Origin of the sequence: Williamsia sp. 1138, from assembly GCF_002095435.2 — a bacterium.
GTDB lineage: Bacteria > Actinomycetota > Actinomycetes > Mycobacteriales > Mycobacteriaceae > Williamsia.
This window is the reverse complement of sequence record NZ_MJEJ02000047.1, coordinates 88,357-103,457: the sequence shown is the minus strand read 5'-3', so window position 1 is coordinate 103,457 and position 15,101 is coordinate 88,357. Positions and strand designations below refer to the sequence as shown.

14 protein-coding genes and 4 tRNA genes are annotated in these 15,101 nt (G+C 61.8%); 12 read left to right on the top strand and 6 right to left on the bottom strand.

What is annotated here, in order from left to right; translation table 11 throughout:
* Position 1: 1 nt before the first annotated feature.
* The gene (locus BH683_RS17740; RefSeq protein ID WP_084837598.1) at positions 2-1,600 is read right to left on the bottom strand and encodes a carboxyl transferase domain-containing protein; all 1,599 of its coding nucleotides are present in this window, start codon (positions 1,598-1,600) and stop codon (positions 2-4) included.
* Positions 1,601-2,028: 428 nt separating this feature from the next.
* Between BH683_RS17740 and BH683_RS17735 the strand changes: the two genes are divergently transcribed.
* The 8 genes from BH683_RS17735 to BH683_RS17700 all read left to right on the top strand — a co-directional run bounded on the left by BH683_RS17735 (position 2,029) and on the right by BH683_RS17700 (position 9,492).
* Positions 2,029-2,940 carry an alpha/beta hydrolase gene (locus BH683_RS17735; RefSeq protein WP_084837597.1) on the top strand — a complete coding sequence of 304 codons (912 nt, stop codon included), beginning with the start codon at positions 2,029-2,031 and terminating at the stop codon, positions 2,938-2,940.
* A 57-nt stretch (positions 2,941-2,997) separates the two neighbouring features.
* Entirely contained in the window at positions 2,998-4,644 is a 1,647-nt protein-coding gene (locus BH683_RS17730) for an NAD(P)/FAD-dependent oxidoreductase (RefSeq protein ID WP_084837596.1), read from the top strand.
* A gap of 27 nt (positions 4,645-4,671) precedes the next feature.
* Entirely contained in the window at positions 4,672-4,956 is a 285-nt protein-coding gene (locus BH683_RS17725) for a YciI family protein (RefSeq protein ID WP_084837595.1), read from the top strand.
* A 103-nt stretch (positions 4,957-5,059) separates the two neighbouring features.
* Complete coding sequence (locus tag BH683_RS17720; protein ID WP_084837594.1) at positions 5,060-6,652, top strand: class I adenylate-forming enzyme family protein; 1,593 nt, start codon at positions 5,060-5,062, stop codon at positions 6,650-6,652.
* 52 nt (positions 6,653-6,704) lie between these two features.
* Positions 6,705-7,376 (top strand): TetR/AcrR family transcriptional regulator, encoded by a 672-nt coding sequence (locus tag BH683_RS17715; RefSeq protein ID WP_168187072.1) that lies wholly within the window; start codon positions 6,705-6,707, stop codon positions 7,374-7,376.
* A 538-nt stretch (positions 7,377-7,914) separates the two neighbouring features.
* Entirely contained in the window at positions 7,915-8,325 is a 411-nt protein-coding gene (locus BH683_RS17710) for a nuclear transport factor 2 family protein (RefSeq protein WP_084837592.1), read from the top strand.
* Between the two features lie 60 nt (positions 8,326-8,385).
* On the top strand, positions 8,386-8,742 hold the full coding sequence (locus BH683_RS17705) for a GIY-YIG nuclease family protein (RefSeq protein WP_246833440.1): 357 nt from the start codon (positions 8,386-8,388) through the stop codon (positions 8,740-8,742).
* Between the two features lie 306 nt (positions 8,743-9,048).
* Positions 9,049-9,492, top strand: a complete 444-nt coding sequence (locus BH683_RS17700) for a DUF6308 family protein (RefSeq protein ID WP_281492324.1) — start codon at positions 9,049-9,051, stop codon at positions 9,490-9,492.
* Between the two features lie 123 nt (positions 9,493-9,615).
* Here BH683_RS17700 and BH683_RS17695 read toward each other — a convergent pair.
* From BH683_RS17695 to BH683_RS17685, 3 genes are all read right to left on the bottom strand, one after another.
* Positions 9,616-9,689, bottom strand: a tRNA-Phe gene (locus BH683_RS17695).
* A 70-nt stretch (positions 9,690-9,759) separates the two neighbouring features.
* Positions 9,760-9,833, bottom strand: a tRNA-Asp gene (locus BH683_RS17690).
* Positions 9,834-9,871: 38 nt separating this feature from the next.
* Positions 9,872-9,944 (bottom strand) — tRNA-Glu (locus tag BH683_RS17685).
* A gap of 275 nt (positions 9,945-10,219) precedes the next feature.
* Here BH683_RS17685 and BH683_RS17680 point away from each other — a divergent pair.
* The 4 genes from BH683_RS17680 to BH683_RS28445 all read left to right on the top strand — a co-directional run bounded on the left by BH683_RS17680 (position 10,220) and on the right by BH683_RS28445 (position 12,557).
* A tRNA-Lys gene (locus tag BH683_RS17680) sits at positions 10,220-10,292 on the top strand.
* 128 nt (positions 10,293-10,420) lie between these two features.
* Entirely contained in the window at positions 10,421-11,029 is a 609-nt protein-coding gene (locus BH683_RS17675; protein ID WP_084837589.1) for a DUF4145 domain-containing protein, read from the top strand.
* A gap of 23 nt (positions 11,030-11,052) precedes the next feature.
* A complete protein-coding gene (locus BH683_RS17670; protein WP_084837588.1) occupies positions 11,053-11,919 on the top strand; it encodes a hypothetical protein in 867 nt (288 codons plus the stop codon).
* Complete coding sequence (locus tag BH683_RS28445; protein WP_143696078.1) at positions 11,916-12,557, top strand: hypothetical protein; 642 nt, start codon at positions 11,916-11,918, stop codon at positions 12,555-12,557. Before BH683_RS17670 ends, BH683_RS28445 begins: the two co-directional genes overlap by 4 nt.
* On the opposite strand, the gene BH683_RS17665 is transcribed toward BH683_RS28445, so the two are convergent.
* Both BH683_RS17665 and BH683_RS17660 read right to left on the bottom strand, forming a co-directional pair.
* The gene (locus tag BH683_RS17665; RefSeq protein ID WP_084837587.1) at positions 12,469-13,929 is read right to left on the bottom strand and encodes a site-specific integrase; all 1,461 of its coding nucleotides are present in this window, start codon (positions 13,927-13,929) and stop codon (positions 12,469-12,471) included. The two genes, BH683_RS28445 and BH683_RS17665, sit on opposite strands and share 89 nt — an antisense overlap.
* The gene (locus BH683_RS17660) at positions 13,929-14,687 is read right to left on the bottom strand and encodes a recombinase family protein (RefSeq protein WP_084837586.1); all 759 of its coding nucleotides are present in this window, start codon (positions 14,685-14,687) and stop codon (positions 13,929-13,931) included. Before BH683_RS17660 ends, BH683_RS17665 begins: the two co-directional genes overlap by 1 nt.
* Between the last annotated feature and the right edge of the window lie 414 nt (positions 14,688-15,101).

Here is a 15,101-nt window from a genome sequence, read left to right as displayed (position 1 = left end):
CTCACAATCGGAAGGTGGCGAAGTGGTCGGTGCCGCGGACCGGAGCCGAGTGGGTGGCCGACAGCGCCAGACCCAGGACCGCCCGGGTGTCGCGGGGATCGATCACGCCGTCGTCCCAGATCCTTCCGGTGGCGTAGATCGCGCCGGACTGGCTGTCGATCATTTCTTCGGTCTCGCGGCGAACCCGGGCGTCTTCGGTGTCGCTGTAGGGCACTCCCGCGCGGTCGGCAGCAGACCTGCGGATGATCGACATAACGCCACCGAGCTGGGGCCCGCCCATGACCGCAATTCGATGGTTGGGCCAACTGAAGACAAAGCGAGGGTCATATGCACGCCCGGACATCGCGTAGTTGCCCGCGCCATAGGATGCGCCGATCATCAAAGTCAGGTGCGGGACAGCCGAATTGGATACCGCGTTGATCAGCTTGGCGCCGTCTTTGATGATGCCGCCGCGTTCGGCGGCCGATCCGACCATGAACCCGGTGATGTTCTGGACGAACACCAACGGAATGTTGCGTGCATTGGCCAGCTGAATGAAGTGGGCGCCCTTGTTGGCTTCGTCGGAGAACAGGATGCCGTTGTTGGCGAGGATGCCGACCGGGAACCCGGCGATCGATCCCCACCCCGTGACCAACTGGGTGCCGTACAACGGTTTGAACTCGTTAAACCGTGATCCGTCGAGGACCCGGGCCAGAATCTCGCGGACCTCGACCGATCGTTTGGCGTCTGCCGCCGCGCACGCAAGCAGCTCCTCGGGGTCATAGACCGGTGGATCGGCGGGCAACGTGGGCCCTGGCCCAGCCTTGGTCCACTGCAGATCGGCCACTATTTGTCGGCCGAGGCGCAGCGCGTCACGTTCGTCCTCAGCGAGGTAGTCAGCTAGCCCGGAGACGCGGGCGTGCATTTCGGCGCCGCCGAGGGACTCGTCATCGATGTCCTCGTTGATGGCCATCTTCACCAACGGTGGGCCGCCCAAGTACACCGACGCGGCCTGCTTGACCAGCACCGTGTATTGGCTCATACCCGGCATATAGGCCCCGCCCGCGGTCGAACTCCCGAACACCAACGAGATGGTGGGAATCCCGGCAGCAGTGAGCCTTGTCAACTCGCGAAAGGTACGCCCGCCGGGGACAAAAATGTCGGCCTGTTGCGGCAGGTCTGCGCCTCCAGATTCGATGAGGGTCACCACTGGAAGCCGATTGCGTTCGGCTATATCCAGAGCGCGGAGCTGTTTGGCGACGGCATCAGGATTGAGCGATCCGCCTTTGACCGTCGACTGATTGGCGATGACCATGCACTCCACACCTTGGATCGGCCCGATCCCGGTGATGAGCCGGCCACCCGGTTGCTCGGAGGGGTCGTGTGCACCTGCGTAGCAGGACAATTCAAGAAATGGAGCATCCTCGTCGAGGAGCAGATCCACCCGCTCGCGAGCGAGGAGTTTGGCTCGCGATCGATGCCGCTCGACCGACTTGTCCCCACCTGCCGCGAGCACCTGAGCGGACAGGGTCTGCAACGGTTCGAGTGCGTCGAGCATCGCCTGACTGTCGAGATGAAACTGCTCGGACTCAGTATCGAACTGTGTGGAAATGACAGTCATAAAACACCTCGATCGATAAGTGAAGGCAAGTGAACAAGTCGCGAGAGCACGAATATCAACCTCGTTTGTTGAGATCGCCATGACCTGGTCGCGCTGTCCGACGCTGCGGCATCGCTGGGTTGAGGTCGACTACCCGCCAGGGCCTTGCCTGTCTCATATAACCCTTAGTTGATTTATCAGTCAAGTACGCGACTCAGGCAACTCTTCCCAGCTTAGGGCCCACGAAACTCCGGTCATTCCGACGGAGTCCGAGCCACGTTCGCCGAATAGTTGACTGGTCGATCAACTGTGTCTACGATCACAACCAGGGCCTGCTAGTGGTGACCGCGCACACAAATCGATCCAGATGTGGCCGTGCGGCGGACAGCCTGCGACGCCCACGACGCGCCCCGTTTCAACTGGCACAACCGTTACGCCGAGGAGGCATCATGCCCAGTACCGAATCCGCAGCTTTGAAGGCGCACTACCAATCGATTACTGACCGTTTGGCAGCGAACCCGGAGATGGGTCTGGCTGCGATGCGGTCGATCTTCGAAGAGCTCGCGGTTCAGACCGCCGAACCCGAAGACGTCACCTACGCCGAGGTCGACACGCAGGAAGTACGTGGGCTGTGGTGCGTGCCCGCTGGCGCACCTGCGGATAAGGCGATCCTGTACACACATGGTGGTGGTTTCGTAGGAAACACTGTCCATAGTCACCGTAAAGTCGCCGCTCATCTAGCCAAAGCCACTGGCGTGCGAGCGTTTGTGCTCGACTACCGGCTCGCCCCCGAGCACCCGTTCCCGGCTCAGATTGATGATGCGGTCGCCGCGCACCAGTGGCTACATGCACAGGGATTCTCGGGAGCGAACCTGGCGGTCGCCGGCGACTCGGCCGGCGGGAACCTCGCTATCAGTTCGGTCTTGAAACTGCGCGACCTCGGTGAGGAACTGCCAGCAGCCATCGTCACCGTGTCCCCCTGGTTGGATATGGAACTGGTGGGCAAAACCCTCGAGAGCAACGCCGACAACGACGCGTTGATCAGCCTCGGCGTGGTGACCATGATGTCGCAAATGTATTTGGGATCAGACGGTTCCGCGACAGACGGCCTCGCCAACCCGCTACACGCCGACCTCTCCGGGATCCCACCGCTGCACATCACCGTCAGCGAAGCCGAAGCGCTGCTCAGCGACTCCGAGCGCCTCACCGAGCGGGCCGGCCAGGCCGGCGTGGACGTCGAGCTTCGTACAGTGCCCGATCAGCAGCACGTGTTCACCTTCATGGCCGGGCGCGCACCAGAAGCAGACGACGCCATTGCAGCGGCGGCAGCCTGGCTGCGCCCCCACCTCGCAGTGAACTGACGGTGGGCAACCGCGCGCTCGCTGCACCTTTCATCGAACCAATCAAGGAGTGACCAGATGTCCGACCAGGAATCAACCGCAACGCCCTTACACACCGATGCCGTGGTCATCGGTGCTGGATTCGGCGGCATACGCATGCTCATCGAACTGCAGAAACTCGGGCTCTCTGCGGTAGCCCTCGAAGCGGGAACAGACGTCGGAGGAACGTGGTATTGGAACCGCTACCCGGGAGCTCGTACTGACAGCGAAAGTTGGTCGTACTGCTTCCCTTTCCCAGAGATCGAACAGGAATGGAACTGGGCCGAGCGTTACCCCGGTCAGGTGGAAGTGCAGAAGTACATCGCGTTCGTCGCCGACCGTTTCGACGTCCGCCGCAACATCCGTTTCAGCCACCGCGTCCTGGCCGCGACATACGACAAGCCGAGCAACTTGTGGACCATCACCGCAGAAAACGGGCAGCAGTTCACCTGCACGTACTTCCTGCCTGCCCTGGGGCATCTGTCCGTGCCGCAGGAACCTCAGTTCGAGGGCATCAACAGTTTCACCGGAGACATCTACCGCACCTCGCAGTGGCCCAAGGACCACGTCGACCTGACCGGCAAGCGAGTGGCCGTGATCGGCACCGGCGCCTCCGGCATCCAGACCATCCCCCACGTGGCCGAAGCCGCCAAGCATCTGACCGTGTTCCAGCGGACCCCCAACTACGTCATGCCCGCCCAGAACCACGACCTCGACGATGAGTTCCGCCGAAAGATCAAAGAGGATTATGCCGCGGTGTGGGACAAGGCCCGAGGCCACGTCTTCGGGTTCCCCATGGATCCGGCCGGCCGAATGTATGACGATGTCGATATAGAGGCCGAACGCGAGCGAATCTTCGAAGAAGGCTGGCAGAACGGCGGTTTCCACTTCGTCTTCGAAACCTTCGACGATCTGATTCTCGATCAGCGATCCAACGATGCCGCTGCCGACTTCATCCGCAAGAAAATCGCAGAGACCGTCAAAGATCCAGCGATCGCCGAACTGCTCACCCCACGTGGGTACCCATACGTGTCCAAGCGGCCACCCTCCGGTACCAACTACTACGAAACCTTCAACCGTGACAACGTCACCCTCGTCGACATTCAGAGCAACCCGATCGAGGCGATCACCGCCAACGGTCTGCGCACCAGCGACCGTGACTACGAGTTCGACGTCATCATCCTCGCTACCGGGTTCGACGCGGTCACCGGCGCTTTGAACAACATCGACATCCGCGGCGAGGACGGGGTGAAGCTGTCCCAGTACTGGGCTGGCGGCCCCGAAACATTCCTGGGTATCGGAACCCCAGGATTTCCCAACATGCTCATGATTTGCGGACCGCAGAGCGCGTACGCCAACATTCCGGTCATCATCGAAGGGGTCGTCAACTGGCTCAGCCGCGCCCTGAACTTCATGAAAGACAACGGTTATGACCGAATGCAGCCCACCGAGGAGGCCACCGAGCAGTGGACAACGCACGTCTCGGACGTATTCAACATGACTCTGCTCCCCAGCGGAGAATCGGCGAACAGTTGGTACCTGGGCGCCAACACCCCCGGCAAACCGCGCCGCGTGCTGTTCTACTTCGGCGGGGCCGCCGGATACTTCCAGGAACTCGAGAAGAGCGCAGGCAACGATTTCGCCGGCTTCGAGTTCTCGAAAGTTCCCGTCAAAGCCCACAACTGACCGACCGCACAACGAAAGCAGGCGCGCATGTTCGTCATCTCCAGCACCTACACCCGTCCCCTGGAACGAGGTGAAACAGTCGTGACCGAACACTTGGCGTTCCTCGACCAATGTTATGACGCTGGACGATTCATCGCCTCAGGACCCCGCCACCCGTTCACCGGCGGTCTGATCATCGCGAGGGGTGACGACGAGAACGAAGTTCGCGCTCTCATGGGTAACGATCCCATGGTGCGCGAGGGAGTCGCTCACTACGACTACCTGCACTTTCACCCATCGAGGGCAGTGCATCCCGACCTCGTCGAATCGTAGGACGCACCACCAGGCGACGTGCCAGTCTCGACATACCGACCTGGCACGTCGCCGATCCACTACAAGTCCGACCCCCGCCTGACGCTAGTAAAAGGACCCACCCATGACCATCGATGCCGAGCACGATCACACGCTCACCCACAGCACCGCGACCCTGCCGGCCCTGCTGGACGAAACATCGCTGCACGCATCCGCGCCGTTCCTACTGTGTCCAGACCAGACCTTGAGCTACGGCCAGTTCGCTGAGCAGGTCGACCAGTTCGCCGCGGGTCTGCTCTCACTGGGAATCACGCGCCACGACCGCATCGCCATCGCCGCACCCAACTCCGCCCAGTGGCTGATTACCTGGTTCGCCGCAGCGAAGATCGGCGCCGTACTGGTCACACTCAACGTTGCCTACCGGGACCGCGAGTTCGACTACATGCTGAACCAATCCGGCGCCGTCATGCTCGTGTGCTGCGCCAGCGACAACAACTTCGACTTCGTCGAATTCCTCCAAGGTCTGCGCCCCCGCATTCAGGCGGTGCACCACTTCGTTTTCCTCGGCGGCGCCGGCTTTGCCGGCAGTCACCGCTGGGAGGACCTTGTCACTGCGCCTGATTCGCAGACCCTCACTGCCCTTCAGGCGCAAGTGCAACCGGACGATCCGGCGGTGATCCTGTACACCTCGGGCACCACCGGCCAGCCCAAGGGCGCCACTCTGACGCACGCCAGCATCCTGTCCTCGGCCACTGCCCAGGCGGGCCATCTGCACCAAACTGCCAACGACGTCGCCATCGGCCATATGCCGCTCAATCACGTGGGCGGGATGACCTGCACCGTCACCGCCTCCATGGTCGCCGGAAGCACCGTGGCACTACTGCCCCGCTACAGCCCCCAGTTGGCACTAACGACGATCGAGCGCCACAAAGTCACCATCTACATCGGTGTACCGACCATGTACACCATGATGATGGACCTCGAGGAGTTCGCGGGCACCGACACTTCTTCGGTCCGGACCTGCATCATCGGAGGCTCGAACGTCGAACCCGCCATGGGTCGCCGCATCCTCGACACATTCGCCGGCGCCCGGATGGCCAACCTCTACGGCTTGTCCGAGACCTCGGGCGGCTGCATCATCTCAGCGCTCGGCGACGACCTCGAAACCCTGGTCGCCACCTTAGGCGTGGCAATCGGAGACTTCCAAGCGCGCATCACCGACGACACCGGACAACCCCTGCCCCCCGACACCGAGGGCGAACTGCACATCCGCGGCGGCTGCGTCGCCGGCGGCTACTGGGACAACCCGGCCGATACCCAACGAACGTTTCTCTCCGACGGGTGGCTCGACACCGGCGACATGGCTACCCAACGCCCCGATGGACGGATAGCGCTGTGCGGGCGCAGGAAAGAGATGTACGTCCGTAGCGGATACAACGTCTATCCCGTGGAAATAGAGAACGTCCTGGCCAGCGACGAGGCTGTGGCTATGAGTGCGGTCATCGGAGTACCCGACGCCCTCTACGGCGAAGTCGGTCACGCCTACGTCGTGCCCACACCAGGAGCCACTGTCGATGTCGAAGCGCTTCTCAACAGATGCCGCCAGCAGCTCGCAAAGTACAAAATTCCTGCCCACATCCACGTCGTCGACTCACTCCCACTCACCCCCTCTGGAAAAATCAAGAAGGTGGCTCTGCGCGAGTCGGCGGCGACCTGACTCGGTACCGTAAACTACGTTTGATCTGTGGCCGATCTCCCGGAAGGACGACGTGACACTACAAGACGGCAGTCGGTCCGACACCGGAATCGCCACTGCCCCGGTGGCACCAACGCGGCCCTCCCAGCAAGAAAAGCCCACTACCCAACGTGGGTGGCGTACCCGCGGCGCACTGGTCGCCGCAGCGCGGGAACTGTTCGAAGAAAAGGGATTTCGGGATACACGAATCTCGGATATAGCTGAGCGATCCGGTACCTCTTACGGCACTTTCTACCACTACTTCGAAACAAAAGACGACGTCCTACACGAGCTGTTCAGTGTGGTCGCGGGCGAGATGTTCACCGCATCGCAGACCACCGGCGCCGTCGGTGACGACGCAATCACCAAGATCGAGGCGGCGAACCGCCAGTACTTCACCGCCGCAGCACGGAACGCCAGGCTCATCGCCGTCATCGACGAGATGGCGATCCGCGACGACCGGTTCCGGACACTAAAACTGCAGATCAGGGATCTGTTTCTCCGGCGCAACGAAGCCGGCATCCGCCACCTGCAGCGAACTGGCGACGTAGAACCTAGCCTCGACCCCACCATCGCCGCCGCCGCCCTCGGCGGGATGATCGAACACTTCACTCAGATGTGGTTCATCCACGGGGCCAAGTTCGATGAGGACGCTGCCATCACGACCCTGACCCGGTTGTGGTCTCAAGCTCTCGGCCTGAAGTAAACCAGCCGCCCAGCACCAAGCCGGCGCGCAACCGCTGATCCCCTCCCTGGCATAGCCATGCCACACACTTAGCCCCAGGGGGCAGGACGCACCCCTACCTGCGTGAGGTGTGGCGCCATCGTTAAAATGGAATCCACTCGGTGGCAGCATATTTCGCGCCCATACACGGGCAGTCCCCGCTCTCTGTTCCATAGCAGTGGAAGGCCCACGTCTTGCCTGTCGACCACTGAACATTCTCATCGTTCCCATGAGTTGACTTTTCAGTCATATTGTCGACCCTGCTTCCTACCTGACCCAGTATGGCAATTGCGGCATCTCCGGGTAATTGACCAGTCATCGTAGTTGACTCATCGATCAAGTGTGCTTATGATCACACTGTGCTTGAAGCGGCGGAGTTTCCGCCACTACGTCAGCACCAGCGAGGCGCGTCACGCGCGACAGCATTGCCATACGTTGCGTGTTTTCAGCGATAGAAGGCCCCACATCGCCTGCGGCCCCGCGTTCATCGGCATCAATCCGCTACCCCAGGAGGCTCTCAATGTCCGTCGAGAAGAACAAAGAAATCGTCCTCAACGTCTGCCAGTACATCAGCGACCGCAACTTCCCGGCACTGTTCGATCTCATCGACGACGAAGGAACGTGGACGCTCCCGAATCGCAAAGATCGCTTCGAATACGGCGGCCCCAACGACAAGGCCGGCACCAAGGCCCTCCTGGAGGGGTTCCTAGGACCTTTCGATCAGTTCCGATTCGATGTCCACAGCGTGACCGGTGAAGAGGACCGCGTCGTCGTAGAGGCCACGACCGAAGGAATCGGTCCGGGCGAGGCCAAGTACAACAACAACTACCTGATCATGTTCCGCCTACGAGACGGCAAGCTGATCAAAGTTACCGAGTCGCTCGACCCGTTCCAGGTTCTCGCCTACGTCGAACAACTCCCGACCGCCTAAGCCCGCCGCCCACCCGGTCCGGTAAGCGAGATCGGGCGACGAGTCCGGTCCGCACGCCACGTGCGGCTCATCAGGGCGATTCCCAACCCACAGCCGTCTAGGCCACACGGGCAGACGACGCCCTCCCCAGTCGCCTATCGCCTGCTCCCGCCACGCAAAGAACCGTCGCACGCTTCGGCCCCCTTCCCCTCCGACGTCCACGCCGTCTACTTCTCTGCCGACGCAGTCAAACTCGAAAACCAACTGCATAAACAGTTCACAGAACTTCGCCTGAACCACGCGAACCCACGACGAGAGTTCTTCGCCACCCCCACGCAAGTCCGCGACGTCCTCGCCACGAAACTCGGCAACCTCCTCGAGTACACCACCGAACCCGAAGCCACCCAATACTTCCAATCCCGCCACTGCTGGCCATAACCACCACGAATGCGGCGCAACTCCCCACGGTCAAGTCATGAAGCCACTCCGGGCACTACGCCGACAACCGCACGTACCCACTTCCCGAATCGTGGAATCCCCTCGACGAACAGACCCTGCAAATAGCGCTCTCGCAAACGCTCGACGCCATCACCGGCGACGACCCACTCCGCCGACTTGGCTACTTCTACTACCCACTTAGGGAGTACGCCGGCACCAGATTCCTCGACGCAGGCGACAACTTAGACACGTCAATCGCAGCAGACGACCTGTACGCCGTGAGCCGCCTCAGAATTGACGTGACCAATCGACGGGAACGATGTCGCCCGAGGATCCGCACGAGATCGAGCCACTGAAGTCTTGGCGGCCTTGCCCCCATCGCTCACCATCACCGCCAGTCTCGGCGCCGGCGTCCTTGAGCAAATGTGGGAGCTACACGATCTCTTCCGCACACTGCTCGCCACCGACACCACGGATTCGAACCGCTGGGTGTTCGCAGCCAAACTCTGCGCCCGCAAACGACCAAACCTCTTCCCCGTACGCGACAGCCAAGTCTGCGGCTACCTCTCCGGTTATAAAGCGCTGGGCGCCGGCCCGGCAGGCTCGGACGCTGCAGCAAACTTCGACCTCCAGGTGGACGACGAGCCGCTGCGCCTTCTCGACGCGTGCTGTCGGCAAAGCCACAGTCACCCGGTAACCACGCCGTTGGATCCTAGCTTTGGAGCCAATTTCTCGATATGCCGGCTCTGACGTCGCCTGATCTGCCGGTAGCGGGGAAGCAGTCATGACTGTTGCCCCATCGAACGCAAAAATCCGGTCCTCGCGGAGGACCGGATTACGTCAGAAAACTCGCTGACCTGGTAAAACTAATTGTGGCCAGAGTCGGGATCGAACCGACGACCTTCCGCTTTTCAGGCGGACGCTCGTACCAACTGAGCTACCTGGCCGGACGGCACTCGAACCGAATGCCACACCTACTGCTGTCTTGCGGCCTCCGGCGAACCGGAGACGGTAAAGCGACCCTGACGGGACTCGAACCCGCGACCTCCGCCGTGACAGGGCGGCGCGCTAACCAACTGCGCCACAGGGCCATGCTTTGTGCTCAGCCATACGTCACTATGGCCATGCGTACCCCCTACGGGATTCGAACCCGCGCTACCGCCTTGAAAGGGCGGCGTCCTAGGCCGCTAGACGAAGGGGGCCGGTAATCTCCGTTGGGAGCTGAATCAGAATATGACACCGATGCGGCAAATCCCAAATCAGCACGTCAACCTCGGTTTTCTGCCATTTCGACACCTCACTCGGACGTAGCTGCCGCACCGTGTGGTGCTCCGCGCACCGGATTGATCCGGTGCGCGGCAGGCACCAAAGGGTGCGCGAGCCCAAGCCCCTCCGACAGTGGCACTGCCCCGTTTTCATCTATGTGCACCTCATCTGTAAACTTCGTGACGCCCTGAAACCGACAGTTCCGGGGCACGCCCCTTTAGCTCAGTTGGTAGAGCTACGGACTTTTAATCCGCAGGTCCTCGGTTCGAGCCCGAGAGGGGGCACCGCGAACACCCTGGTCGGAGCGCTACGGCGTTCCTGACCCGTCCGACTCACCCCCGCCATCCCGGTTTTACCCCGGCGACCGCGCGTCACGCCGGGTTTGTCGGGGTCGAGTGCGATCATTCGTTCCATGTTTGAACCACACATGGCGATGCGCACCTGCGGGTACTGCGGGCTGAAACGCGCCCACATGGGACTGGTTCTTTCGGACCATCAGTCAGTTACCGCACGAGGCAGTGTCCTCACCCACACGATCCTCGAATGTCCCGATTGTGGTCGTCTGACAATGCTTCAGACCGCTAAGCCTCACCAGGCCCGAGCAACCATCGTGCGTGTGATTCCCGACGCGGACGATATGAAGATGGATGTGAAGCACCTACCCGAGGACGTCCGCAACTACTACAACGACGCCCGAAGAGTATTAGATGCAGGCGTTCCTGATGCCGCGGCAGTGCAGTTGCGGCGAACGCTTGAGGCAGCCGCCGCACGGTTCGAAGTCCGAGAGCGCGTTCTTCAACGGAGCATTGAGAAGTTGATCGAGCAAGGGCTCGTTACCAAGCAATTCGGCGAAGCGATGCACCGGATACGTGCGGTGGGCAATATGGGGGCCCATGCGGGTGATGAACGAGTCGACGAGGAGACGGCAGAACAGGCTCTCAATTTCACTACGCAGCTCCTAAGAAACTTGTTTGAGGTCCCTGGAGAACTTGAGTTGCCCAACACCGATGACGCCGAATAGGCGACGAGAACAGAGGATGCTCCGTGGACTGGCTTGAGGGCATTTGGGACAATCTCTGGGCACTCCCGTCCGGAGCGTGGGCGGCCATCGCAGCCTGGGCCACAGTCCTGATCGCGGGCGGCACCGTCGTCGTGACAGGCCGGTACGCAAAGAAGCAAGTCGAGCAAGCGCGGGAGCAAATAGGCCAAGCGGAGCAGGCCAGAATCGAGCAGGCGGCGGATGCCCAGAAGCTTCGCCAGGAACAGGCACAGCCGAATGTCGTCGCGTTTATGGAGCCCGACGAAAATCACTGGGGTTTCTGCGACCTCGTAGTCAAGAACTTTGGGCTGACACCCGCCTACGACATCATGCTCGCGTTCACCCCGGAATTGGACGTGACGCCGTTCGAGCGGCTGGACACCGGCGAACGTGTCACTCATCTGATGTATCCGCGAGAGATCCCGATGCTTGTCCCCAACCAAGAATGGCGCACAAATTGGGATGACCTGGCTTCCCGAAACGAAGCCGATACACAGCTGGAATCAAAGTTCAGCGCACTGGTCACATATCGAGACAGCCACGGCAGAGCACTAAACACCGAAGCCGTGCTCGACTGGACGCCGCTTCAGGCGAAGGTAACGGTCGAGACCAAGAACCTACACAGTCTCGCGAAGGACCTTGAGGCGAAGCTCGGGGCACAGAATGCGCAACTCGCCTCGATCGCGAGGTCGCTGACTGAGTTTGGTGATGAGCACAAGGGCGTCTGGGTCTACCCGACCGATGCCGACGCTGAGCGGGCCCGCCGCGCTGAAGTTTCAAGACAACGGGCAGAACGGGTGCGTCTAGCTCAGGAGCGCCGTGAACAGCGACTTTCGCAGCGGGCGGAGCGGCGAGACGGGGGTGGCGAATGAGCGACATCTACCCGCTGATCGGCAGCGCTCTTATCGCGCTGGTCACGCTAATCGTCCTGGTCGCAAACCAACGTCAGAACCGACAGACCCTTGAGCTCGCGCGGAAGCAGCATAGTGAAACGTTGGAGGCTGCGGCGTCGCGTGAGTGGCTTCAATGGAAGAGAAATAAGCTAGCGACACTATGTGATGAAATCTTGTCCGTGGCGCATCAGGCGTCGAGCCGAATCAACGCTGCACCTCAGTGGAAAATGACCGAGTTTGCATCAAACTGGATCAACGAGACGAACCGAATTTCAGTTATCCCCGACCTGAGCGCCCGCGTTAGTCTCGTAGTGCGCGACCAGCTAGAGGCCGAGATTTCAGACGTCTGGAACTCCCTCATAGAAGCGCTTGCGGTAGCACAGTCCGACCCGGTCGGCCTCACGTCCCATGTCTCACCGATTGGATTTCTGAACGACACACAGCAACAGCTACAAGCCGCGACCAAGAAAGTCGCGCTCTCTTCTCGGGATTTTGCGAATGCCGCACGACTCTTGCTCGAAGCACCGCCTACCGACCAAACAAGCTCACCACATTCGACGGAACCGACTGATCCCGCTGCGCCAGGTGCGCCGGGTGCGCCAGTTCAGGACGCGTAAGCGGCGCTTTCTTGCCACCCTCAGCCTCCGAGATGTAGTCGGCGTACACGTTCAACGTCGTCACGAAGCTGGCGTGACCTAGCCACTTCGACACCTGCATGTAGTGCTCGCCGGCGCTGAGGCTCAGCACCGCGAACGTGTGGCGCAGGTCGTGCCAGCGGGCCGCAGGAGCGCCTACAGCTGCCAGGGCGGGTGTGTAGTAGCGGTCCGAGACGTTGTCGGTATTGATCGGCTCCGACCACTTCACAGTCGCCGTCGGGTCATTCGCGTTCACTCCTGCTGCCTTCGCGTCGGCTCGGGTCATCCTGCCTGGAAACAACGGCGCAGCCGGGTCGAGTCGGCGAGGATGGCCCGCAAGGTACGTCCGGAGGTCGTCCGCCAGCCAGCCATCAATCGGCACTATTCGCGTGGACCGAACCGACTTCGGGGTGCCCACCTCCCAACCGCCCTTACGTCGCGTCTTCGTGCGCGTGATGGATACCGAGCCGAGCGCGCCCGAACGGTCCGTCAGGTCGAGGTCACCTATCTCCAAGCCCCGCAGCTCGCCCGCTCGGACGCCGGTGTAGGCGCTGAACGTGACGGCGAGAGCGTCGATGGGGCGGCCCATCGTCTCGGCTACGTGGCCGGCCACTGCGGCGACCTGAGCGCCGGTCAGCGGTAGCGGCTTGAACGGCTCTTTCGGCTTTCCGGTCGTCGGGTCCGTCGTCCTGGCGGTCGCGGCCTGCCGGGGCAGTGGCACGGAGTGCACCGGGTTCGCGTGGATCGCCCCGTCCACTACGGCGACATCCAAGATTCGCCGGAGAACGTCGTAGGCGTGCTTGACGGTCGATCGAGACAGCGTCACGAACTCCGTCGCGTTGCCTGGGTCGACCTCAGTGCGGTTCGCCGAACGGGTGTCGTAGCTACGGCGCGGTCTCGGCGACAACAGGTCCGCGCGGAAGTGGCGAACGTCCGCAGCCGTCACGCTCGCTACTGCCCGGCCTCCGAATGGTTCCGCGATGTAGCGCAGGTACACCGACTCCGTCTCGCGGACCGTTCTCGGCTTGACTGTCCCCCGCATGGACTCGATGAACTCCCGCGCGTAGTGGCCGATTGGTAGGTCTCCTGCCTTGCGCTGGTCCGCGAGCGTGGCCGTGCCTGTAGCGGTACGCCTCGCCGCGTTCAGTTGGTCCCGCCGCTCCTCCGCAGCTTCGCGGGTTGCGTAGCTCTCCTGCCGCGACCGTTGGCGCTTCTTACCGGTCGGGGTTGTCGGATCGACGGACACCGGAAGCCCCATCGCGTCCCTCACAGGCTCGGTCCACACGACCTCGTATCGCTTGACCGCTTTGCCATTGCGACGCTGGTTCGTTTCGTGGGCGCGTATGTATGCCATCAGGCCACTCCCTCTCGTTTGAGTACGCGGCGCACTGTCGCGTAGTGCCAACGCTCACCACCACCAGGCGTCGGTATCTGCGCCTGATCCAGGTACGTCGCTATCGCTTTCGGCCCCAGCCCTTCGTCGCGTCTCATCAACACGATCTCCTCCACCACAATTGGGTCGATCCGACTTGGCCGGCCAAGCTTCTTACCCTCGCGCTTCGCACGCGCCAGCCCTTCCTTCGTCCGGATGCTGATCCGCCTGCGCTCCTCCGCTGCCACGGCGAGCCGAATGTCAGCCGTCAGCCTCTGGCTCGGGTCGCTGCTGTCTGCGTTGTCGCAGTCCATCAACCGCCATCCGCGCTTCTCTGCCTGCTTGTAGAGGGATGCAGCGTCGAGCTGGTCACGCGTTGCCCGATCCAACGCGCGCACCAGCAACCCGTCCGCGAGGCCCGCTTCGATCGCTGCGATGGCTACTGCCCTGCCATTCATCTGTTCCGCCTTCGTTCCGCTGATCACATCGTTTGTGACAGTGAGCAATTGGTGTCCGCGTGCCGCGCACCACTGCGCCAGAAAGTCCTCCTGGGCGCGTAGTCCGTAGCCCTTCACGTGCTGAGTGGCCGTCGATACCCGCGCGTAGCCGACCAAGGTCAGCGGAAGTATCTGCTCTGCAGCGGTTTCCACCTTGGTACCAGCTGAATCAACGGTGTCCGGCTTGCTGCCAGATGCCAGGGCGCGGCGTAGGTTCTCCGCTCGATTGGATGACTTGCTCATGGTTCGTGCCTCCTGCTTGTTCCGCCTGCTCGCTGGGCGTCGGAATCGCTCAACGACCGTTTACCGGTTTACGACGCCGCCTACCGTACGCCAAGTACACGTCCTCGCATTCTCCATAATCTGTTCAACCACTTGCCTTCTCATCATCTTGCGTGTTGCGCACGCCTCGCGGGGTTCCGCTACCCGGCGCAGCAGCGGCGGTTCTACCCAGCTAGCTCCAACGCACGCCATCTTGACTGCGGGTCCGGCCTCGTTAGGTGAGTACGTCCCTTCAACTGGCTAGCGTGGCGATGGCCTGGGTTGCTGCCAGGCAGGACAGCCGAGGCGTGTTGCCGCTTACGAAGTGGCGATGAGCGAGCGGAGAGCCAGAGAACACCTGTGGCTAAACGGCCTAGCTGGCATGACGCACCAATC

Excerpts from the sequence above, each read along its gene's own strand:
- BH683_RS17740 (WP_084837598.1), bottom strand. The coding sequence starts at position 1,600 with ATGACTGTCATTTCCACACAGTTCGATACTGAGTCCGAGCAGTTTCAT.
- BH683_RS17675 (WP_084837589.1), top strand. The coding sequence starts at position 10,421 with ATGTTTGAACCACACATGGCGATGCGCACCTGCGGGTACTGCGGGCTG.
- BH683_RS17710 (WP_084837592.1), top strand. The coding sequence starts at position 7,915 with ATGTCCGTCGAGAAGAACAAAGAAATCGTCCTCAACGTCTGCCAGTAC.
- BH683_RS17720 (WP_084837594.1), top strand. The coding sequence starts at position 5,060 with ATGACCATCGATGCCGAGCACGATCACACGCTCACCCACAGCACCGCG.
- BH683_RS17660 (WP_084837586.1), bottom strand. The coding sequence starts at position 14,687 with ATGAGCAAGTCATCCAATCGAGCGGAGAACCTACGCCGCGCCCTGGCA.
- BH683_RS17725 (WP_084837595.1), top strand. The coding sequence starts at position 4,672 with ATGTTCGTCATCTCCAGCACCTACACCCGTCCCCTGGAACGAGGTGAA.
- BH683_RS28445 (WP_143696078.1), top strand. The coding sequence starts at position 11,916 with ATGAGCGACATCTACCCGCTGATCGGCAGCGCTCTTATCGCGCTGGTC.
- BH683_RS17665 (WP_084837587.1), bottom strand. The coding sequence starts at position 13,929 with ATGGCATACATACGCGCCCACGAAACGAACCAGCGTCGCAATGGCAAA.
- BH683_RS17735 (WP_084837597.1), top strand. The coding sequence starts at position 2,029 with ATGCCCAGTACCGAATCCGCAGCTTTGAAGGCGCACTACCAATCGATT.
- BH683_RS17730 (WP_084837596.1), top strand. The coding sequence starts at position 2,998 with ATGTCCGACCAGGAATCAACCGCAACGCCCTTACACACCGATGCCGTG.